We start from the raw sequence: 23,572 nt of genomic DNA on the forward strand, positions 1-23,572 counted from the left end.
CTCGACAGGGTTTGCCCCATAACCGGCAATGACTTCGCGTCATTGCCGGTTTTTTCGTTTCTCACCCAGACCGACCAGTTGAACCGCGTCGTATGAACATTGTGTGACATCAGTTCGGTCGCGTCCCTTGGTAACCGCCTTAGCAATAACCACAACACGTGCCCGCGCACTGTTCGCGCGCCCGTCGTTCGCCAGACCCGTCAAAAGGACCTGTAAGTGATGCGTTCCCGTCTGAAGTTGCCTGCTACCCGCGCTGCCCACGTGCCAACCGCCGCCGGTCAACCGGTGTTGCGCCTCACGCCCCTGGCCCACGTCATTGCGCTGCTGGTGTTTGCCGGTGGCGCCCACGCGGCGCAGCCCCAGGCGTTCAGTTCGGGCTGGTTTGCCGCCAAGGGTGCGGCGCAGGCCGATGGCAGTGCACGCCCGGGCGCAGTCGTGCCCGGAACGCCACCGCCGTTGGCCCAGCAACAACGGGTTGATCAGCAGTTGCAGCGCTCCTTTCAAACCCTCAATACCAGCGTCGCCGCGATTGCCGCGCAACAGGCCGCGCAGGCGGCTGGCCGGGGTAACGCAAGCCTGGGCCCGCAGACCATTCATAACGGTCTGGGTGGCAATGGCCTGAACGTGGTGATCGGTGCGGATGGCAAGCCGCTGTTCGTCAACGCTGAAGGTCCGGTGCAAACCGATGCCAACGGCAAGACCCTGGTGTCGATCAAGCAGACGGCTGACAAGGCGATCCTCAATTGGGAAACCTTTAACGTTGGTCGCGACACCACCGTGCAGTTCCAACAGAACAGCGATTGGGCTGTGCTTAACAAGGTCAACAACAGCACCGCGCCGAGCCAGATCCAGGGGGCGATCAAGGCCGATGGCACGGTGATGATCCTCAACAGCAACGGCATCGTGTTCACCGGCAGCAGCCAGGTCAACGTGCGCAACCTGGTGGCCGCAGCGACCAGTTTCAGTGATGAACAGTTCACGGCCCGTGGCCTGTACAGCTCAAGCAACACCGCGCCCAGTTTTACCCAGGCCGCCGGCAACGTGACGATCGAGCGTGGCGCGCAGATCCAGACCCAACTGCCCGCCACTTCCACCGCAGGCGGCGGTTACGTGCTGTTGCTCGGCAAAGAGGTGGCGAACGCCGGGAGCATTTCTACCGCGCGGGGCCAGACCACCCTGGCGGCGGGCGACAGCTTTGTGATCAAGAAGGGCTACGGTACTGACGGCAACGTTGCCTCCACCACGCGCGGCAACGAAGTCAGCGTTACCGGCAGCGGCAAGGTCAGCAACAGCGGGCTGATTCAGGCCTCCACCGGTGACATCACCCTGACCGGTCAGCAGGTGCTGCAAAACGGTGTGTTGCTGGCCAGCTCTTCGGTCGAAGCCCGCGGCACCTTGCACTTGAAAGGCACGGGTAACAACGCCAGTGTGACCCTCGGTGAGGGCAGCCTCAGCGCAATTTTGCTCGACAGCAGCAGCGCCCTCGACAGCCAGCGTGCCGGCCTGATCACGCCGTCGGCTGACCAGCCGGGCAACATAGTAGCGACGGATCCCTACCGCCGTGACCAGTCTCTGGTGGAGATCACCAGCGACGGCACGGTGGACTTTCGCAGCGGTTCCGTGACCCTGGCCACGGGTGGCCAGGTGGGTATCAAGGCCGCGCAGCGCACCTTGGTGCGTGATGGTGCGGTGATCGACGTCTCCGGGGCCACCGGGGTCAAGGTGTCGATGGAGTCCAACAGCGTCAAGGTCAACATCCAGGGCAACGAGCAGCGCGATTCATCGGTCAACCGCGACGGCAAATCCCTTAACAACAACGATGTGTGGGTGGATGTGCGCGACTTGATTTTTGTCGCGGCCGGCACCAACGGCTATGCCACCGACCGCTGGTACACCGCAGGCGGCCTGTTGGAAGTGGGCGGTTATTTGGGCACCCGCAACCATGGCATTGGCGAATGGATGGCCCAGGGCGGCACGGTGACCTTCAGCGGCAAGGACGTGGTGACGCAACAGGGCTCGCAGATCAACCTGTCCGGCGGCACCCTTGACGTGCAGGCGGGCAAGGTCCAGCAAACCTGGCTCAAAGGCGCCGACGGGCGTTTGTATGAGCTGTCCACCGCGCCGGGGGATTTGCTCTACACCGGGATTTACAAAGGTTACGAGGACCACAGCCAGCGCTGGGGCGTGACCGAGTATTACTACAACCCCTTGATCGCACCGCGTGAGCGTACCGAGGGTGCCTACACCGTGGGGCGCGATGCCGGACGCCTGGTCGTCAGTACCGCCAGCGCGATTCTGGAGGGGCAGATTGTCGGCGACACCTACCAGGGTGAACGCCAGACCCAGGCCGCGCAAAAAGGCCTGGACGGTTACTTGCAATCGCAGAAAGCCGTGGCCCGAGGCGCCGAATTGGTGGTCGGTACTTATGTGCCGTATTACGTCAAGGACAGCGCCACGTTGCAGTACGTTCTGGGGGCGGATGCCGGCACGTTGAAAAATGTAGTGCTGGGGCAGGGCGCGCCGGCCATTGCCGCAGGTCTGGACTTGAGCAGCGTATTGCCGGCTGATCGGGCGTCCACGCTTTACCTGGACAGCGACGCGTTAAACGCAACGAAGCTGGGGGCGATCAAAATCGCCAGCACCGGCTCGATTTTGGTCAACGGCGCGCTGGAAGTGGCTCCCGCCGGTGAAATCACCCTGTACGGTCCTAAAATCGAGGTCAATGCCAACCTGACCGCGCATGCCGGCAGCCTGCAACTGGGCAACGTGCAAACGCAGCTTACCCCGGCCGGCAAAGCCGACGTGACCCTCGGCGGTCGCGGCAGTTTGACGGTGAACAAGGGCGTGTCCCTGGACACCAGCGGCCTGTGGAGCAACCAGCGGCTGGGTGCCGGCGATGGCAGCCGTTTACCCTACCTCAACGGCGGTAGCGTAGCGTTGCGCAGCAGCGGTGATGTGACGCTGGCGGCGGGCAGCCGGGTGGATGTGTCGTCCGGCGCGGCACTGGATGCAAAGGGCCGGCTCACCGGCGGCAAGGGCGGTGACCTGACGCTCGCGGCCAACGCCAATACCGCCGACAGCCGGGGCAACCTGGCACTCAACGGTGAGTTGCTTGGGTACGGGGTCAATGGTGGCGGGCGGCTGAGTGTACAGGCCGGCAAGGTGTTGATCAGCGATGCGGCGGCGGCTCCACAAGCCGGGACGTTGCAACTCGGCAGCGGGTTTTTCAATAAGGGCTTTGGGGCCTATGACATCACCGGCAATGAAGGGTTATTGGTAGCTGACGGTACTCAGGTAAACGTGACTGCGCCGGTGTACCGCCTTAATGAAAACGCACAGGGCGTAGTGAGCGGCGCGGACCCGCGTAGCGCACTGGAAATCTGGACCCCCCCGCAATACCAGGAAAACCCCACCAAGGGCCTGTTGACCCCGCGCAAAGGCGCAAGCCTGAGCCTGCAAGTCGGCAGCCTGTTGTCGACAGCGGCGCAGATGGCGTCGGCGCAAGCGCGCATTGGCCAGGGCGCGCAGATCAACGTTGACCCGGGTCAAGCGATCAGCGTGCGCAGCATTGGCCAGTTGACCGTGGACGGCACCCTGAATGCCTGGGGTGGCAGCATCACCCTGGGCGGCGTCAGTGTGCAATCCTCCGTGGCTGATGGCGTTGAAGCTCAAGGCCACGGCCGCTCAATCTGGATCGGTGAGCACGCGATATTGGATGTGGCCGCACGGGCGGCGACCGCAGTCGACAGCCTTGGCCGGCGCTACGGCGTGGTGGGGCAGGGCGGCAACATTGTGATTGGCGGGGTGATTGACCCGGCCACCGGGATCGCCACTGCGGCCAACCTGTTTGTGGTGGTGCGCGAAGGCGCACGCCTTGATGCCTCTGGTACCCAGGCGGTGCTGGACCTGGCCGGTGCCGGTCCGAGAGTGATCGCCAGCCGTGGCGGTAATATCTCCTTGGCGTCCAACAACGGCGTGTACCTGGACGGTACGCTCAAGGCCAACAGCGGTGGCGCAGGTGCGGCAGGCGGTAGCCTGAGCCTGGCCTTGGAAGTGCCGCTCTACCCCAACGATTTGGCCACCGCCCGCGTGCGGCAAGCCCGTGAATTGATCGTCAGTGCCGCCGATCCAGGCGCACCGTTGCCGAGCGGCAGTACCCCCGAATCGGTTGCTGGCAGCCTGACTTATGGCCATGGCCGGCTGACGGTCAGCCAAGTCAACGCGGGCGGCTTCGATAACCTGTCGCTGCTGAGCAATGGCCTGATCAGCTTCGACGGTGACGTGTCCCTGCGCCTGGGGCAGAGCTTGAGCCTGTACTCCGGGGCCATGGCCTTGACGGATGGCGCAGCCCGGCAGTCCCAAGTGTTACTGGCGGCGTCTTATGTGCGTCTGGCCGGGGTGGGTAACTACATGGGCACCGACAGCGCCGTTCGCCCGACGGTCCAGGGCGGCATTTCCACTCAGGGCGCCGCCGGTCTTTTGAGGGTTGAAGCCGCCAACGTGTTGGATGTGCGTGACAGCGTCAACCTCGGCGCCCATGCCGAACGTTCCAAAGCGTTGGTCAATGGTATCGATCGTCGTGCATTCGATCAGACCCATTTGGTCAGCCAGGGGGATATGCGTTTTCTAGCGGGCACGACCGCCCAGACCAAAACTACCTTGACCACCCAGGCCGACCTGAACCTTACGGCGGCGCAAATTTACCCGGCTACCGGGGCCGTTGCCGAGGTCATGGCCGGCAACACGGGAGGCGACTTTGACCCGACGCGTACCTTGCGCATCGGCCGGGTCGGCAGCGCTGACCCGGCGCAACCGTACTCAGTGTTTGGCAGCTTATTGCTGGGTGCCTCAACCATCGAACAAGGCGGTGTACTGCGAGCGCCTATGGGTAAGCTCACCTTGGGCGTGGACGGTGGCATCACACGTTCTACCAAAGTGATCAACCTGTTGCCGGGCAGCCTGACCTCCGTCAGCGCCGGGGGCTTGGTGTTGCCGTATGGCGGGACAGTCGACGGTGTGACCTGGCGGTACGACGGCAAGCAGGTGGAACTGCTGGGCGTGGGCGGCACCTATAAAACGGGCAGTTTGGCGGTCGGCGTACAACTCACGGGACGCTCGCTGAATGTGCAGCAGGACGCGGTGCTGGACCTTTCCGGCGGCGGCGAATTGCTCGGCGCGGCGTTTGTTTCCGGGCGCGGCGGCTCCACCGATGCGCGCTACAACCCCTTGGTACAAATCGGCGCGGACGGACGTTTTACCTTACCGGGGCTGGTCACCAATCCGATCTATGCGATTGTTCCCGGCGTTCAGCCGGGGGTAGCGCCCAGCGGTGGCGAAGCGGGCGCGACCCAGCCGCTGGTGGGGCAACAAATCAATATTGGTGCAGGCGTTCCCGGCCTACCGGCGGGCACCTACACCCTGTTGCCGTCCACTTACGCCTTGTTGCCGGGGGCGTTTCGGGTGGAGATCAACGGGTTGGCGGCGGCGTTCGCCAGTGGTTCGACGCCCATCGCATCGGCCATGAACAACGGTTCCTGGTCAACCGAGGGCTTCCTGTCGATTGCTCACACCGGGATTCGCGACAGCCTGTCGAGCCAGGTGATCGTCACACCGGCGGCAGTATTGCGCCGTTATTCCCAGTACAACGAAACCCGCTACGCGGACTTTGTTCGCGCTGATGCTACGCGGCTGGGCGTACCACGGGCAGCACTTGAAGCCGACGCCAAAACCTTGAGGTTGCAACTGATTGCCGGTCAAAAAGACGTAGGGTTCACCTTTGACGGTGAAGGGCGTTTTAAACCCTCGGAAGGTGGATTTGGTGCCACTGTTACGGTGCTATCCGGCGGCGGCATGGAAGTGATTTCTGACACTGCCAAGGCCAGTGCCGCTGCGTCAATGGTGTCGGTGCGGGCCAGCGATTTGAATGCCTTGGGGGCTGCCCGTTTGGTGGTGGGCGGTGACATGACCGTGGTGTATGGCCAGGGTGGCAATTTTGTAGGGTTCGACGTAGGAACCGCTGCGACTTCGGTGAGTGTGCGCCAGGGTGCGACCCTGGCCGCGCCGGAAGTGTTCTTGATGACGGGTAGCTCCTCGGGAGCCATTGAGATTGAGCAAGGTGCATCGATCAACACCTTGGGGCGCGGCAAGGCAGCCTATGACTCGGATGATGGTTTTATCTATCGGCCAGGCAGTCGCAGCGTGTTGGCAGTCTCCAATGGGCGCTTGCAGATGTTGGCGCCGACTCCCGGTGGCAATGGTTTAGGGCCGGGTAGCATCCTGATCGGCCAGTGCAATCCAGGTGTCTGCGGCGGTGAAACATCACTCTATTCCGAGGGCTCGATTGCCTTTGCCACCACCAACCGTTTCTCCTTGGGCGACAGTGTGCGTTACGGCACCCGCCATCTGGCACTGGCGGTGGGCGGGATCAACGTTGGCAGCGCCGAGGCACTGGCCGAGGCCGCCGCGCGGGGGGCGTTGCCATCGGGCTTGACCCTCAATCAGCAGGTGCTGGATCGCCTGTTGCGCGGCGATACCAGCAACGGCGCGCCGGCCCTGAAAAGCCTGGCGCTGACCGCCGGGCAATCGTTGAATTTCTATGGCACCACCACCCTGAGTACCCTCGACAGCTCGGGCAAATCGCTGCTCGATGAGCTGTTGCTGACGACCCCGGCGATCTATGGTTATGGCAACGCGGGTGACGTGGCGCTGATCCAGACCGGCACCTTGGTGTGGGGCGGTGACACCAGCGCGCCGCCGGCGGTGATCAACAATGGCGCGGGCACCGGCAGCGGCACCCTGGAGTTGCAGGCGCGGCGCATCGAGTTCGGTTATGGCCGCAATGCCCAGCCCGACAGCCTGGCCAACAATGGCCGGATGACCCTGGGCTTTGCCAACGTCAATCTCAACGCCAGTGAACGCATCACCGCCAACCACAAAGGCAGCCTGACGGTGCATCAGTCCCAGGGTGCCTATGAGGCCGGCAAAGGCTTTACCTACAGCGGCGGTAACCTGACCATTACCGCGCCCTTACTGACCGGCGAAGCCGGCTCGGTCAACCGGATCACCGCCGGTGGCGCAGTGACCGTGGTGGCCCCGGCCAGCGGCGCGGCCCCCGTGGATGCGGCGGCCATCGACGCCTTGGGCGCTGAGTTGCTGCTGTCCGGACGCAGCCTGGCCCTCGATACGTCGGTGGTGCTGCCCAGCGGCAAGCTGACCCTCAGCGCCGATGAAGCACTGACCCTGGGCGCGGCTTCGCGTCTGGACCTCAGTGGTCGCAAAGTGCAGATCAATGACGTCAGCAAATACAGCTGGGGCGGTGACGTCAGTCTGGAAAGTCGCCATGGCAACATTCGTCAGGCGGCGGGCTCGTTGATCGACCTGTCAGCCCGATACAACCAAGGTGGTTTGCTCAAAGCCGTGGCCGTGGACGCCGGTGCAGGGCAGGTCGACCTGCAAGGGCAGATCCGCGCCGCTGCCAGTGGCTACTATGATGCCGGTGGCACCCTGGTGCCGTACAAGGCGGGTGGGGTGGACATTCGTGCGCAGCAGGTGGGGGATTTCGCTGCACTGAACCAACGCTTGAATCAGGGTCAGGTGTTCGGCTCGCGCAACTTCCAACTTAAACAGGGCAACCTGGTGATTGGCGATGAACTTAAGGCCAATCAAGTCAATGTCTCGGTGGACAACGGCAGCTTGACAGTGGTGGGCACCATTGACGCCAGTGGCGAGCGGGTCGGCAGCATTCGCCTGGCCGCCAAGCAGGGCCTGACCCTTGCCGGCAGCGCCGTGCTGGATGCCCACGGCACGGCATTGCGGGTCGACAGCTACGGAAAAATCATCGATGCGCCGAACCGTGCGACGGTTGAGCTCAACAGCGGTGACGGTCAATTAACCTTGGCCGATGGCGCGCGTATCGACTTGCGCCACGGCACGGCAGCGGTCCTGGGCAGTCGCCCGGGGCAATACGACGGTTTGGCCCGGGGCACCCTGGAGCTGAATGCGCCACGCCTCAATGCGAATGACGTGGCGATTGATGCAAGCGGGCGGGTCAATATTCTGGGCGCCCGCTCCATCGCGGTAAACGCGGTGGCCCGTTACACCGATGCGCCGATCGGCACCGCGCCGTCGGCGACTGGCCGACCGTATCAGGTGATCGACCAGCATTACCTGGATCAAAAACACGCCCTCAGCCAAACCTTTATCAACAATGCTCTGAACAACGACGGGCTGATGAAAGGCAAGCTCGCGGGCTTGAACAACAGCACCTACAGCAATGCCTTCCACCTGCGCCCAGGCGTGGAAATCGTCACCGCAGGTGATCTGGTGGTCAGTGGCGACCTGGACCTGTCGGGCATGCGCTATGCCAGCGTCAACCCCAACACACCCAAGACCTCGGTCTACGGTTCGGGTGAGGTCGGTAGCCTGGTGGTACGTGCCGGTGGCAACCTGGACGTCTACGGCAGCATCAACGACGGTTTTGCCCCGCCGCCGGCCACCCCGGACGACAACGGTTGGGTGTTGACCCCAGGTCTGCAAGGGTTCGGCAGCGATGTGATTGTGCCCGGCCCTGGCGTGGTCCTGGCAGACGGCAGCGCGTTCCCCACGGGCAAGACCCTCAACTACCCGTTGCCGATCCAGGCCACCCGACTGGCCCAAGGCACCGTGTTGCCGACGCAGGGCATCCTCGATGCGCCACTGACCCTGCCTGCCAACACCGTGTTGAGCGCCGCGGTGCGCGACAGTGCGGGCAACCTGCTGTATGCCGCCGGCACTTTATTGCAGCAGCCCGTTGTGCTTGTCGCCGGTACGCAACTGGACGCGGGCACGGTGTTGGCGGGTGCTGCCTCCTTGCGCGCGATGACTTGGCCTGCGGGCGTGCCATTGCCGGGCGGTACGGCCAACGGTGTGTTGCTGGCCGGTAGCCTGGCACTTAAGGTCGGGGCGCTGATTCCTTATGGCACTGACGTCAAACTGCCCAATGGTGCGCTGTCGGTGCCTCTGCGCACTGTGACCGGCGCCACCGCGCGCCAAAACTGGGCCGTTGCGCCGATGTTGGCTGAAGGCTCGCAGTCGTGGTCGTTGCGCTTGGTGTCCGGTGCCGATACCCAGGCTGCCGACACCCGTTCGATCCAGCCGGCCTTTGCTGGCGACCTGACCCTGGCCGACACGCACTACGGTATTTACGAAACCCACGGTAAAACCATCGTCCCGGGGCAACCGGCCCGGCCGGGCGGCGCCTGGTACTGGACTGATCTGGGCGCCGAGCTCTACGGCGGTGTGTCGGGTACCCCCGTGGCAGAGCCGGATTGGGGGGCGTGTGAGGAGGGTATCTGTATCCGCGTCAAATACGTGTGGGGCGAACTCGGCGTAATTTACGGTTTTGTTCCCGGTCAGCCGGTATCGCCCGAGGACGAAAGCATGTGCGGTGAGGATTTCTGCGTGTCGTTGGGCGAAGCCATTCCGGCAATACCCGAGCACGTGACCATCGGCGAGGTAAAACTGGTTTCTCCCGTGAGTCAGCATTTCAGCGTGCTGCGTACCGGTACCGGTGACCTGGACCTGATCGCTGCGGGCAACGTGTCGATGCAATCGCCCTACGGTATCTATACCGCAGGGGCATCCAGCGCTTCTCGCGCAGGCAGTGCCGCCGCCGACTTTAATCGGGCCCGCACCACCGCTGCGGATGGCACGGTGCTGGGCAGCGCGGCCAAGGCTTATGAAGCCTTGGTAGATAAAAGCAGCACCAGCCCTTACGCCGCCTGGTACCCCGACGGGGGTGGCAACCTGTTGCTGCGCACGGGCGGTAGCCTGACGGGCGAGGTCTGGACGCCGTTCACAAACACGCCGAGTGTCAACGATGGGCGCAGCCAACTCAACAGTGCGAATCTGGGTAACTGGTTGTGGCGCCAAGGCACGGGCAACACCGCAGGTGTCAGCCCCATTGCCACCAGTTGGTGGATCAACTTTGGCACTTATGTGCAGGGCACGAGCGGCGCTAACAGTCGATTTGAAGACCTCACACAGATAAACCTATTGCCGCGTCTGGTGGGGTTCACCGGTGTCGGCACCTTGGGCGGCGGCAACCTGACCCTGGACTTGGGCAGCGATGGCGGCATGCTGGCTCGTCGCGGCTCTGCCGACGCACTCACGGCACCGCGCAGCGAAGGGTTGGTGCTGGCCGTGGGCAGCACCGGGCGGGTGGTCGACGGCCAATTGCTGCTGACCGGTGGCGGTGACCTGGATGTGCGCATGGGCGGCGATTTGAACCCAGGGCTGGACGCTCGTGCGAGCCGCCTTGCTAACACCGCCGGTACGCTGTCAGCCGACTATAAACAGCAGGTACTCAGCCTCAACGGTGTGTTGACCAACCTGCGGGGCGCCTTGAGCTTGCAGGCGGGCAGCTTGGGGGGCATAGCCCTGAACTATGGCAGTTTGCGCGGGGATCAGGATGCCAAGGAAAGCCGTGCCTACTCGCCGTATACCGCAAGCCTGGGCACGGCCACCGGTGGGATCACCCTGATGTTGGGAGATGCCACGGCCAACCTGTCGACCCGAGGTGACCTGGTGCTGGCGGGGACGGGTGACCCGGGGCGTGTTTCTACCGAAAACACCCAGGCGTTCCGTTACAACGGCAAAGACTATGGCAGTGGGGCCACTTGGTTCTCGTTATGGACCGAGCGTACTGCCATTGATTTGTTCTCCGCAGGTGGCAGTTTGACGCCAAGCGTGCAGACCGTGGCGCTTGGTTCGAGTGGCAGCATGGTTCCCCAGCAAGGGCAGAATTACTCCAGTTCGGATGGGCGTTTTATCTTCCCCTCCAAGCTTGGCGTGGTGGCTGCCAACGGCAGTATCTATCTTGGCCCGTCCGCGTTGGGCAGTGGCCCACCCCTCAATAATCCCGCTTACTCGCTATTGCTGGCACCGTCGAGCAAAGGACGGTTGGCGATGTTGGCCGGGGACTCGATCTACGCCAGCGGTTACGCGGTTAACCAGTCGGGAGACAGTCAGGGTTCTATACCGACACCTTTCGCGCCGGCCTTTGTCGGTGCCCCATTAGCGGGTCAGAACAACCTCATCAACAACCTGGGTGGTGACGCGATACAGGCAAGCTTTCAGCAGGGCTACACATTTTTTGCCTTCCGCAGCCCGACCGATCTTGCGCGCCCGGCTTCCCAGGCAGAACCGGCCAGGTTCTACGCCCAGCAAGGCGACATCGTTGGTTTGCGCAGTGGTGAAATCATCACGCTCAACAGCTCACGGCAGGTACGCTATGAGTCCGCCGGCCCAGTATGGATTCGAGCGGGGCGCGACATTGTCAGTTCAGGCACGGACTTGGGCTTACCGACGGTGATTCCTTCCCTGTTGGGCTACAACGGCGATTACAACGGCGAAAGCCGCGGCAACCTGTTCGTTCACAACCGTCCCGAGGACGTGTCGGTGGTTTCCGCCGGACGCGATATTGTGTATAGCAGCTTCAACGTCGCCGGCCCCGGTACCTTGGAGGTCAGCGCCGGGCGCAACCTGTTGATGGAAGACAAAGCCTCCATCACCAGCCTGGGACCGGTGGCGGTGGGGGACTCGCGTCCGGGTGCGTCTATCGTGCTGGAAGCCGGGGTTGGGTCCAATGGCCTGGATTACCTGAAGTTCGTCACGCCGTATCTGGACCGCGCCAATCAGGCGGTCGAGGGTGTGTCGCTGGCCGCGCAGACCGGCAAGGTGGCGAAAACCTACGAGGCCGAGCTGTTGCAGTGGCTTAACGAGCGCTATGCCTTCAGTGGCGATGCCGGGCAGGCGCGGGCCTATTTCGCAGGGTTGGGCCCTGAGCAACAACGGATCTTCGCCCGCTCGGTGTACTTCGCCGAAGTGCGCGCAGGTGGTCGCGAATACAATCAGACTGCAGGCCCACGCTCCGGCAGTTTTGCCCGCAGCCGCGCGACCATCAACGCGCTGTTGCCAAGCAAGGATGTGGCGGGCAACCCGATCGTGTATGACGGCGACATCACCCTGTATGGCGGCGCCGGAGTGCACACCCTGTTTGGCGGCAATATCCAGATGCTCAGCCCGGGCGGGCAGCAGGTGTTCGGCATTGAAGGCACTGCGCCGCCGGCCAGTGCCGGGGTGCTGACTCAAGGTGCCGGGGATATTCAGTTGTATGCCCAGGGCAGCATCCTGCTGGGTCAGAGCCGCGTCATGACCACCTTTGGCGGATCGATTTCCGCCTGGTCCAACGAAGGCGATATCAACGCCGGTCGAGGCTCAAAAACCACCGTGCTCTACACCCCACCCAAGCGAGTCTATGACACCTGGGGCAACGTGACCTTGTCCCCTAGCGTGCCGAGCTCCGGCGCCGGTATTGCCACGCTGGCACCGATTGCCGAGGTACCGGCCGGTGACATCGATCTGTTGGCCCCGGCCGGCACCATTGATGCGGGCGAGGCGGGCATTCGGGTATCGGGCAACGTCAACATTGCGGCGCTGCATGTGGTCAACGCGGCGAACATCCAGGTGCAGGGCAAATCGACGGGCGTGCCCATCAGTGCAACCGTCAACACTGGGGCAATCACCTCGGCCAGCTCGGCGGCAACCTCCGCCACTCAGGCAGCTGAAGACATGGCGCGCCAGCAGCAGGCGGCGTCCCGGCAGAACCTGCCTTCGGTATTTACCGTGCAGGTTCTGAGCTTCGGCCAGGAGCGCCTGGCCCCCACACGTGACGGCGCCAGCCGCGCGGGTTACGACCCGCAAAGCCCGGTGCAGATACTCGGTGCCGGGGCGCTGGATGAGCAGGCGCGCGCGCGTCTGACCGAGGAGGAGCGGGGCAAGCTGATGCTGTAAAGATCTCTCATTGGGCATTTCCCGGGGGCAGCCATTTTGGTGCCCCTTTTTTTTGTTTGTATGACGCCAGATTCAGGCTGTTCCTGCTTATCTCGGCCCCCCACGTGCGCAGCAGAATGAAGCTTTTATGACAAAAGTTCGGTAGCCCTTCACCAGTCCCGTCATGCCTATGTGAAGTGATTGAGTTGGCCGTAAGGCCACCTTTCCTGCGGTGGGCAGGGCGTCGGGAGTGAGGCGATGGGGACTATGGAACGCTACGCAAAAGTGGGCATGCAGGAGTTGGATCAACGCCTGTCGAAGATTGTCGAGGCCGCGCGCAAGAAGCCGGTGTCGGTTTATCGCTACGGTGCGCCATGGGTATGGATCGTCTCCCAGGACGATTGGCAAGGTGCAATGAAGGGCGTTTCCAGCTATGTCCCGCCGGGCCATTCCCTGGTCGCCCTCAGGCCGCAAATCGACGATCTGTTCGACCTGCACCGCGAAGTGCTGGATGGCCTCAACGGCGTGCCAGGCATGCTGATCGCACCGCCCACGGTCATACACATCCTGCTGCTGCAGTTGCTCTATTCCGTACCCAGCGAACAGCAACTGTATGAGCAGCTCAATTACAACCTGCTGTTCCGCTGGTTTGTCGGCCTGGACCTGAACCAATCGGTCTGGTCGTTCAATGCCTTCAAGCAAAGCATTGCCACGTTGCTGGACCACCCGCAGGCGGTGCTGCTGATCCAGAAAATCATCGGTGAAGTGTTCTGTGGTGGCCTGCTGCAAATGCCGGAGTTCTCCTTGAACTTTGCGCTGTTGCACACCTGGGTTGCCCGGCACGGTGCCAGCCAGACTTTCAACCATTGAACGGGCCGAACGCTGTGCAGACAGTGAAGGCAACCATCGAAAATCCAGGGGGCGGCGTGGAGCGTTTGTTCAGATCAGGGGGCGTGGCGTTGTGTTGGCTGATGCTGGCACACCCCGCATTGGCCGAGGAGGCAGCGGCCAAGTTGGTCGACGTCAATGAGTACTTCGTGCGTGGTAACACAGTGCTCGATGCGCGTGACATTGAAGAGGCGGTGTACCCGTTTCTGGGGCCGCAAAAGGCCTTGAGCGACATCGAAGGCGCCCGCGAGGCACTGCAAAAGATCTACCAGGCCCGTGGCTATCAATCGGTGTTCGTCGAGTTGCCGGAGCAAAAGGTCGAAGACGGTATCGTGTTCTTGCAGGTCAGCGAGACCCGTGTCGGTCGCGTAAGGGTCGTAGGTGCCAAGCACTATTCGCCGGTGGAGATCCGTGACGAAGTACCCGCTCTCAAAGAAGGCGAAGTCCCGGACTTCGGCAAGGTGCAGAGCGAGCTGGCGGACCTCAACAAAACCCCGGGGCGCCAGGTGATGCCTCTGGTGCGCGAAGGCCAGCGCCCGGGCACCCTGGACGTCGACCTGCAGGTGGATGACAAGAACCCCTGGCACGCCACGTTGGGCTTGAACAACGACTACAGCGCCGACACCGAGAAGCTGCGCAGCATCGCCAGCGTGGGCTACGACAACCTGTGGCAACTGGGTCACAGCATCTCGTTGACCTGGTTCACCGCGCCTCAGGACCGTGACAACGCGCAGGTGTGGTCAGGTTCTTACTCGGCCCCCTTGAACGAACATTGGAGCGTGCAGTTCTCCGGCTACAAGTCCGACAGCAACGTGGCCACCATCGGTGGCAGCAACGTGTTGGGCAAAGGTCACTCTTACGGCGTGTCGGCGATCTATACCTTGCCGGCCGCAGGCAGTTGGGCCAATTCCTTTTCTGTCGGTGTGGACTTCAAAGACTTCGAGGAACAGCTGAAATTCGGCAGCAGTTCCGACAGCGTGCCGCTCAAATACGCGCCGTTTACCTTCGGCTACAACGGCTTTCGCTACACCGAAAAATCCCAATTGGGGCTGGGCCTGAGCCTGGTCGTCGGGACGCGCAGCCTGCTGGGCTACAACAGTTCCGAAGACGACTTCGACTACAAGCGTTATCGCGCCAACCCAAGTTTTGCCGTGCTCAAAGGCGATGCCAATTACACCTACACCTTCGCCAATGACTGGCAAACCGCGTCCAAGGCTGCGTTTCAACTGGCCTCGGGGCCGCTGGTGTCCAACGAGCAGTTCTCCGCAGGTGGTGCCACTTCGGTGCGTGGCTACCTGGCGGCCGAGCGCACCGGGGACAACGGTTATTTGCTGTCCCAGGAGCTACGTACGCCTTCGCTGGCCAAGTACTTGGGCAGTTACGTCAACGAGTGGCGCTTCTATGCGTTCGCCGAAGGCGCTCAGCTGTCCCTGCGTGAGCCACTTCCCGAGCAGAAAGCTGATTTCAGCCTGGCCAGTGTCGGCCTCGGCACCCGCGCCAGCTTGAGCAAATGGGTGTCCGGCAGCCTGGACTGGGGCTACCCGCTGATCGATGGCCCCAACACCGCCAAACAAGCCTCGCGGTTGCACTTCAGCGTGCAAGCGACGTTTTGACCTTATCCGGAGCATTAGTCATGCAGCGTTTACTTCTTTCCCTGTTGATCTGCCTGGGCTTCGCGCTCCCGGCGACGGCCCATGCCTGGTGGCAGGACGATTGGCATTACCGCAAGCAAATCTCGGTGGACACCACGCCCCAGGGCGCGGGCATCAACGAAGCATTGGGGCGTACGGCGATGCTGGTGCGCTTGCACACCGGCAACTTCACCTTTGACGGCGTGAAGGAGGATGGCTCGGACCTGCGCTTCGTCGCCGCCGATGACAAAACTGTGCTCAACCACCAGATCGAAAGCTTCGACCCACTGATGGGGATGGCGCTGATCTGGGTCGACGTGCCCAAGGTCGAAGGCGGTCAACGCCAGGACCTGTGGATGTACTACGGCAATCCGAAAGCCCCGGCCACCGGCAGCGGTCAGCTGACTTTCGATCCGAGCTACACCGCGCTGTATCACTTTGAGGGCGCCAACGGTATCCCGCCCCGAGACACCACGGCCTATGGAAACACCGCGCAGAACGCGACCGGTGCGAGCATCGACGGGGTGATCGGGCGTGCGCTGCAACTCGGCGGCCACCCCCTGTTGTTGCCGGCCAGCCCTTCGTTGCAACACAGCATTGACGGTGCGTTTACCCTCAGTGCCTGGTTACGCATGGATCAGGCCAATGGCGAGCAACTGGTGCTGGCGCGTCGCGAGGGCACCAATAGCCTGCTGGTGGGCTTGAGCCAAGGCACGCCATTCGTGGAAATCGACGGCCAGCGCGCGCTGTCGAGCCGCCCGCTGAACCCCGCCCAATGGCAGCACCTGGCCCTGACGGCACAAGGCAGCAAGGTTTCGCTGTACGTCAATGGTCGCGAAACCGCGAGCTTGGCGGTGGCCATGCCGGCGTTCAATTCGGTCATGGCGATTGGCGCCGATCTGCCGGCCCCGGCCGGTGCTGAAGCGCTCAGTGCGTATCAGGGGTTCACTGGCGCCATCGATGAGCTGCGCTTGTCCAAAGTGGCCCGGCCGGCCGCACTGTTGCTGGCGGATGCCAGCGCCCAGGGCGCCGAGTCGAAGCTGGTGGTGTATGGCGTCGATGAGCAGCAGTCAGGGTTTGGCTTCGGCAGCCTGGGCTTTCTGCTCAAGGCCGTACCGATCGATGCCTGGGTGATCATCGCGGTGCTGGTGCTGATGATGTTCCAGTCGTGGATCATCATGATCCGCAAAAACCGCAGCGTGACGCGGGTCAGCAACGCCAACGAAATTTTCCGCGAACAGTTCGCCACGGTCGGCACTCGCCTGGAGATGTTTGCCGACGACAGGGAGCTGGCCGAGCGCCTTGAGCATTCGTCGTTGTGGCGCCTGTACCAGGTGGCGGTCAAGGAAATCCGTACCCGCCGTCAGCAGGGCGCCGATACCTCCTCGGTGTCGGCAGCCACCATCGAAGCGATCCGCTGTTCCATGGACGGTGTGCGTACCCGGGAAAACCAGCAACTGAGTTCCAAGTTGTCGACCTTGTCCAACGCCATCGCCGGTGGGCCGTACATCGGGCTGCTGGGTACCGTGCTGGGGATCATGGTGGTGTTCCTCGGCACGGCCATGGCCGGTGACGTCAACATCAATGCGATCGCCCCGGGCATGGCCGCCGCCTTGCTGGCCACTGCCATGGGCCTGTTCGTGGCGATTCCCGCGCTGTTTGGCTACAACCGCCTGATCACCCGCAACAAGGAAGTCAGCGCCGACATGCGCGTGTTCGTCGACGAGTTCATTACTCGCCTGGCGGAGATGCACGGGGAGAGCCAGTTCAGTGAAGCGGCGCACCAGCGCGGCAATCACGCCAACACGTCCGTACCGGCCTGAGGGGAATCAGCATGGCTAGTGTGAACACCTCCCATGATGACGACGATGACGCTCCCGTCGACTCGATCAATATCACGCCTCTGGTGGACGTGCTGATGGTGGTGCTGGTGATGTTCATCCTCACCGCCACCGCCCAAATCTCGGGGATCCAGATCAACCTGCCCAAGGCCAGTGCATCAGTGTCGCTGTCCGAAGCCAAGACCAAGGCGATTTCGGTCAACGACGGTGGGCAAGTGTTTCTCGACGCCTACCCGGTGACCCTGGCCGAACTGGAAGACCGCTTGCGCATTGAGAAGGCCCAAAGCCCTGACTTCCCGGTGATCGTGCGCGGTGATGCGACGGTGCAGTACCAGAAGGTCATCGAAGTGCTGGACCTGCTGCGGCGCCTGGAGTTGTCCCAGGTCGGGCTGGTGACCGGCAAACCGAGCCAGGGCTGACCATGACCGCCAAATTACCAATCAACCCGACGCCAGTGCGTACGCCCAAGGGCAAGCCGTCTGCGCGGCGTATCGCGCAATGGGCTGCCGGCCTGCTGCTGGGCGCCGTCGCCGCGTGGTTTTTGTGGCAGTGGGCCAATGACATGAGCGGCGTACGGCGGGAGGCGCCGAAAGTGCCGACCATCATTCCATTGCCGCCACCACCGCCTCCGCCACCGGAGAAACCCAAGGAACCAGAGCCCCAGGTGGAAGAAAAAGTGGTGGAGCCGGAGCCCACCCCTGAACCCGAAGAGGTCAAGCCTGAAGAGGAGGCACCGCCAAGCCCGGCGGACGACTTGGCCAAGCCGATGCAGATGGACGGCGACGCCCAGTCCGGCAACGACGCTTTCAACATCGGCGCAGGCAAGGGCGGCGGGATGGCCGGTGCGGGAGGAGGACGCCTGGGCAATGGCACCTACAGCCAGTTCCTGGCTTATGCCTTCCAGCGGGTGTTGCGGGACAACCCGGACCTGCGCAACCAGGCGTTTTCGTTGCAAGCCGATGTGTGGCTCAGCGCCGTGGGAGAGATCACCCGGGTGGAGTTGGTGAAGTCCAGCGGCAACCCGCAGCTCGATACCCAGGTGATTGCGGCCCTGCGTGCAGCGCCGGCGTTGAGCGAGCGACCACCGGCCAGCATGACCTTGCCGGTGCGCGTGTCCCTGCAAGGGCGGCGTCCGGGCTAACCGAACCTGTTAACGACTTGAACACACGATGTGTACATAGGAGCTGTGTAGCGATGATTTCCAACGTGAATCGATTGTCCCTGGCGATCGGCCTGGTCATGACCACCCTGATAGGGCCGGCGGCAGCGGCGTCGGCCGCGCCATCGGAGAACGCCACGATCAATCTGATCCGCCTGCTGGTCCAGCAAGGCGTGCTCAAGCAGGATCAGGCCGACGGCTTGATTGCCCAGGCGGAAAAGGAAGCGGTGCAAGCCAGGCAAACCAATGCCGCCGTGGCCGCCGCGCCGGCGACGGGCAAAGGCGATGTTCGGGTGCAGTACATTCCAAACATCGTTCGCGAGCAGATTCGCGATGAGGTCAAGGCTGAAGTCATGGCCACCGCCAAGCAGGAAAACTGGGCCCAGCCCAATACCTTCCCGGATTGGGTCTCGCGGATCAGCTTCGACGGTGACATCCGCCTGCGGGATGAGTCGCGCTACTTCTCGGGCAAAAACGGCAACGAGATGATCGACTACGCGAGGCTCAACGAAAGAGGCCCTTACGACGTCAACAACAAGAGCAACTTCGCCGCGCCGCCCTTGCTTAACACCCGCGAGGACCGCACCAATCTGTTCCGCCTGCGTGCACGGTTGGGCATGAAGGCGCAAATCGCGCCGGACTGGACCGCAGGCGTGCGTATCGGGACTGGCTCCGATAACAATCCGGTGTCCACCACCCAGACCCTGGGTGGCGGGTTCAACAAGAAAGAAATCTGGCTGGATCAGGGTTACCTGACTTGGCGTACCACCGACTACTTGACCCTGACCGGTGGGCGTATCGCCAACCCGTTCTACTCCACTGACATGTTGTACTCCAACGACCTGAACTTCGACGGCGTCGCGGCGATTTTCAATCACTCACTGAACCGGGAGTGGGGGCTGTTCGGTACCGTGGGTGCATTCCCGGTGGACTACAGCTCTGACACCTCCACCAGCAACGGTTTCGACAAGGAAAGCAGCAGCAACAAGTGGCTGTACGGCGCACAGTTGGGTGCCAACTGGAAAATCAACGACAGCAACAAGCTCAAAGGTGCGCTGGCCTATTACCGCTTCGACGATATTCAGGGTCAGCGCTCCAACCCTTGCTCACCGTGGAAAGGCGAGCCGGGCTGCAACACCGACAGCAGTCGTCCAGCCTTCATGCAGAAGGGCAACACCGTGTTCCTGTTGCGCAACCTCACTGCCGACCCGCTTAACCCGGTGACCACACCGCGCCCACAGTTTGTCGGGCTGGCCTCGGAGTTCAACTTGCTGGACCTGAACCTGGCCTGGGAATCCGAACTGCCGGCGGACTTCAAGCTGCGCACACAAGCTAATTACGTGCACAACCTGGGTTATGACGAAGGTGAGATGCGCAAGCGCTCCGAAGGCGAGATCGTCAATAACATCCGCGACGGCAAAATCGAAAGCGGCGCCAACGCGATGATGGTGCAGTTCACCCTCGGCAACGCACTGGAGCTCCAGAAGCAGGGCGACTGGAACCTCTTCGCCGGCTACAAGTACATCCAGCCCGACGCCTTGCCGGACGGTTTCAACGACTCTTCGTTCCACCTTGGCGGGACCAATGCCAAGGGCTACTTCCTGGGCGGCAACTATGGCTTGGCCAAGAACGTTTCCGCCACCGGGCGCTGGTTGAGTTCCCAGGCGGTGTATGGCCAACCATTCGACATCGACGTCTTGCAGCTTGAAATCAACACGCGCTTTTAACGCGCAAGGGGCTCACACATGAAGATGCGAATCCACCCGCGCTACGGGTTGCTGCTGGGCCTGCTGGTCGTCGGCAGTGCGTGTGCCGAAGGCATGGAAGAACGCCTGCGTACGCAACTGCGCAGCACCACCCAGCAGTTGCAGGCGTTGCAAAGCGAGCAGGCCCAGGCCAGTGCTGCGCGGCTTGCCGCCGAGGCCCAAGCCAAGCAGGCCCAGGCGCAGATCAAGCAGCTGACCGCCGAGCTTGAAAAGGCCCGTGGCGTGGCTGAACAAATGGCCGGCCAGCAACAGAACTTGCACAGCCAGGCGCAAGCCCAGGTAGCTGCAAGCAATGAACAGATCGGCAAGTTCAAGAACGCCTACGACGAACTGTTGGTGCTGGCCAAGGGCAAAGAGACCGAGCGCGCCCGCTTACAGGCGCAATTGACCGAACGTGACACACAAGTGCAGCAATGTTCAGTCAAGAATCAACAGATGTACGGCGTGGCGCAGCAACTGCTCGCCGCCTACGAAAAAATCGATGTGGCCGAGGTGATGAGTATTCGCCAGCCCTTCGCCAGTGGTGCTCGGGTCAAGTTCGAGGAACTGGCCCAGGGCTTTGGCGACGATTTGTACAAGAGCCGTTTTGATGCGCCCCAGGCAACTGCCAATCACTGATAGACAAGGAAGAGATCACCATGAGCGAATTGATCACCAGCGTTACCGCCCAAAGCCTCACCGAGTTGTTGCAGGAAGCCGGTTACCGCGTCAACCAGACCGAACAGAACGGTAGCGTGCAATTGCTCAGCGCCAGCCAAGGCATCGGCTTTGCCGTGCGCTTCGGCAACCCGGCAGCGGAGCAGGGCAGTTATGTGGACTTCACCTACAGCTGTGCGCTGCGCGTGCAGGGCGAATTACCGAAGGGCCTGGCTGAGGTGTGGAACACGTCGCGACGCTTTGCGCGGTTGTCGGTGCAGGGTGAATTTCTGCTGATGGAAATGGACGTGGTGGTGGCCGGCGTCGGCGCCACACACTTGCGCAGCCAACTGGAATTGTGGGATCGCCTGTTGCAGGAATTTATCGTCTACCTGCGTGAATACAGTCAGCAAGCCGCGCAGTTGCAAGCCCAGGCCGCCGCAGTTGCGGTGGATGAAGAGGCGCCTGTCCTGTGAAGAAGCCAACTCTGCTGGTCGGCGTGGGGGCGCTGACCTTGCTGGTCGTGGCGGTGGGGTTGAGTCTGCGACCGGGCAGTGACCCGATCGCCGCCCAGCAACCGGCACCGGCTATGAGCCCCGAACGCAATGGGCCAGCGGTGGCCAGCCTGGGTAACCAACAGATCGACCTGCCTGAACTGCAAACGGTGCTGGCCAGCCTGCCGGCCGAATCCCGCGAGCAATTGCGCGGTAACCGTGGCGCACTGGAGAGCTGGATTCGCTCGCGCCTGGCGCAAAAGGTCGTGCTCGAGCAGGCCGACGCACAAGGTTGGCGTCAGCGTCCCGAGGTGGAGCAACAAACCCGAGCTGCCACCGAGCAAATCGTGTTTCGCGACTACATGCTCTCGGTCAGCCAGGTGCCGGCCGACTACCCCAGCGCCGCTGAATTGCAGCAGGCTTACGACAGCGGCAAGGCGCAATGGGTGACACCGCCGTTGTACAAGGTCAGCCAGATTTTCCTCGCGGTGAATGACCCACAAAGCATTGACGCCGTGCGTCGCCTGGCCCAGGAACTGAGTCGCAAGGCCCAGGCGGCACCGGGTGAATTTGCCGCTCTGGCCACTCAATACTCCCAGGACCCCGGCACCGCGCAACAAGGTGGCGATTCGGGGATGCAGCCGTTGCAGCAACTGGTGCCCGAAGTCCGCGGCGCGGTGTCGCGCCTCAAGGTCGGCGCAGTCTCGGACGTGGTGCAAAGTGCGGCGGGGTTCCATGTGCTCAAACTCACCGGCCAGCAACCGGCACGTACCGCAACCCTGGATGAACTGCGTGAACGCCTTACCCAAGCCTTGCGCGCCCAGCGTCAGGAACAGATCGCCAAGGCCTACCTGGAAGGCATGCTCAATACCGCGACTTTGAGCATCGACGGTGCCGAGTTGAACAAGCTGCTGCAGTAACACGCGCGGGCGTGGATTGGATGCACAAGACCTATAAGACAGGGAGTCTCCCATGGCATATCTAGAACCGTCCGGCCCCCAGGGGGCTGCACCTTATCGCGCGCAGAATGAACCGCGCGGCGCCTGGCTGGCACTGGCCGATGAGATTGAGCCGGAGGTGGCGCGTTACTTCATGGTCAGCGCGCGTTGTGGCTGTTTCATGCAGGCGGCGCGCAGCTTGAATATCAAGGCGACGCTGTTGCGCAAACGCTTGGCGCAACTGGAAGAACACCTGCGTCATTCGCTGTTCAGCTATCAGGGTAATGGCCTGGTGCTCAGCCGCGACGGCCAGCAACTGCAAGCGCAGTTGGCGGCCCTGGCCCGCGAGCGGCGCCTGCCGGTGGTGGAACAACCGCTGATTCGCCTGGCCGTGGCCGAGCCGATCCTGCATGACATTCTCGGTCGTGATCTGATCGCCTTGTTGCGGCGCAATGCCAGTGTGCGTTTGGAGATCATCTCGATCGACAGTCATCTGTCCCTGCAAGCGGTGGATGCGGACGTGGTGGTGTGGTTGTCGGATGCCGACGGCCCTGTGCCCGGCCCGAGTTTTGCCACCGAACCGCCTCGGTCTCTGGCGCGGTTGCAGTATTTGCCGCATATCGCCAAGCGTTATTCGCGGTTGATGACGCGGCCGGACAGTGTCGAAGATCTCGACGACTACATGCTGGTGCAGTGGCAACCCGATGAGCAGGTTGGTGCGTTGCAGCCTTGGAACAATGTGGTGGAACAGCGTTTGGCGGCGGTGGTGCAGGTGCAGGCTTACTCGCTGATGTTGGAGATGATCCGCTGTGGTGCCTGCATCGGGTTGTTGCCGCACTATATGGGCAGTTTTGACCGTGGGCTGGTGGCGTTGCCGGGGTTGTTGGCGCAGACCATGCAGCGGCAGGTGTGGCTGGCGGTGAATGCGCACGTGCGGGATGCGGGGGCGGTGCAGATGATTGTTGAGTTGATTGTGGGGACGTTTGAGGGGCGGCGGGAGTGGTTTGATTGATCTGGGGGTATATCCGTTATTTAGGTGATGGCGGAGATGGGTTCCGCTCTTACAGCGGCTCACTTTTGAAAGGAGCCCAAAAGTAAGCAAAAGGCTCTTGCCCCACCACTCGGCACCTCGCTGTGGCTCGGTGTGCCCGCACGCAGTCTTGAATCCGTGGGCCGCCGCGATGGGCCATCCCTGGCCCAGCGCGGCTAACCCGGCGTCCTGCCGGGTTACCCACGGATTCAAGCCTGCGTGCGGCCATCGTGGTTAATGGGGCGCCTGAGATCAAGATCACAAGCAGATCAAAAGCAGAGCACGGCGGCCTGAAAGCCGACCTGAGTGGTGTGGAGCAAAGGCCAGATCAGAAGCAGGGCAGATTGCAGTTTCCCTGATGTATGGAGATCCAAATGTG

The 23,572-nt window shown here is 62.5% G+C and carries 10 protein-coding genes and 1 pseudogene; all 11 read left to right on the top strand.

From position 1 onward, the window contains the following. Positions 1 to 219 precede the first annotated feature (219 nt). On the top strand, positions 220 to 12,831 hold the full coding sequence (locus tag BFL40_RS14345) for a filamentous hemagglutinin family protein (RefSeq protein WP_083374544.1): 12,612 nt from the start codon (positions 220 to 222) through the stop codon (positions 12,829 to 12,831). Between the two features lie 393 nt (positions 12,832 to 13,224). Beyond that, positions 13,225 to 13,474 (top strand): annotated as a pseudogene (locus BFL40_RS34705) (transposase); the annotation flags it as partial. A 262-nt stretch (positions 13,475 to 13,736) separates the two neighbouring features. After that, a complete protein-coding gene (locus tag BFL40_RS14355; protein ID WP_071484630.1) occupies positions 13,737 to 15,311 on the top strand; it encodes a ShlB/FhaC/HecB family hemolysin secretion/activation protein in 1,575 nt (524 codons plus the stop codon). Between the two features lie 20 nt (positions 15,312 to 15,331). Then, on the top strand, positions 15,332 to 17,152 hold the full coding sequence (locus tag BFL40_RS14360) for a DUF2341 domain-containing protein (RefSeq protein ID WP_071484618.1): 1,821 nt from the start codon (positions 15,332 to 15,334) through the stop codon (positions 17,150 to 17,152). An 11-nt stretch (positions 17,153 to 17,163) separates the two neighbouring features. Then, positions 17,164 to 17,589 (top strand): ExbD/TolR family protein, encoded by a 426-nt coding sequence (locus BFL40_RS14365; protein ID WP_071484619.1) that lies wholly within the window; start codon positions 17,164 to 17,166, stop codon positions 17,587 to 17,589. 2 nt (positions 17,590 to 17,591) lie between these two features. Further along, on the top strand, positions 17,592 to 18,311 hold the full coding sequence (locus BFL40_RS14370) for an energy transducer TonB (RefSeq protein WP_071484620.1): 720 nt from the start codon (positions 17,592 to 17,594) through the stop codon (positions 18,309 to 18,311). 53 nt (positions 18,312 to 18,364) lie between these two features. After that, the gene (locus BFL40_RS14375) at positions 18,365 to 20,056 is read left to right on the top strand and encodes a putative porin (RefSeq protein ID WP_071484621.1); all 1,692 of its coding nucleotides are present in this window, start codon (positions 18,365 to 18,367) and stop codon (positions 20,054 to 20,056) included. 18 nt (positions 20,057 to 20,074) lie between these two features. Continuing rightward, positions 20,075 to 20,713, top strand: a complete 639-nt coding sequence (locus tag BFL40_RS14380) for a DNA repair protein (RefSeq protein ID WP_071484622.1) — start codon at positions 20,075 to 20,077, stop codon at positions 20,711 to 20,713. A 20-nt stretch (positions 20,714 to 20,733) separates the two neighbouring features. Beyond that, entirely contained in the window at positions 20,734 to 21,207 is a 474-nt protein-coding gene (locus BFL40_RS14385) for a YbjN domain-containing protein (protein ID WP_071484623.1), read from the top strand. Continuing rightward, the gene (locus BFL40_RS14390) at positions 21,204 to 22,145 is read left to right on the top strand and encodes a peptidylprolyl isomerase (RefSeq protein WP_071484624.1); all 942 of its coding nucleotides are present in this window, start codon (positions 21,204 to 21,206) and stop codon (positions 22,143 to 22,145) included. The genes BFL40_RS14385 and BFL40_RS14390 overlap by 4 nt, the downstream gene beginning before the upstream one ends. A gap of 52 nt (positions 22,146 to 22,197) precedes the next feature. Next, the gene (locus BFL40_RS14395; RefSeq protein ID WP_071484625.1) at positions 22,198 to 23,175 is read left to right on the top strand and encodes a LysR family transcriptional regulator; all 978 of its coding nucleotides are present in this window, start codon (positions 22,198 to 22,200) and stop codon (positions 23,173 to 23,175) included. Positions 23,176 to 23,572 lie beyond the last annotated feature (397 nt).

Origin of the sequence: Pseudomonas costantinii, assembly GCF_001870435.1 — a bacterium.
Taxonomy (GTDB): domain Bacteria; phylum Pseudomonadota; class Gammaproteobacteria; order Pseudomonadales; family Pseudomonadaceae; genus Aquipseudomonas; species Aquipseudomonas costantinii.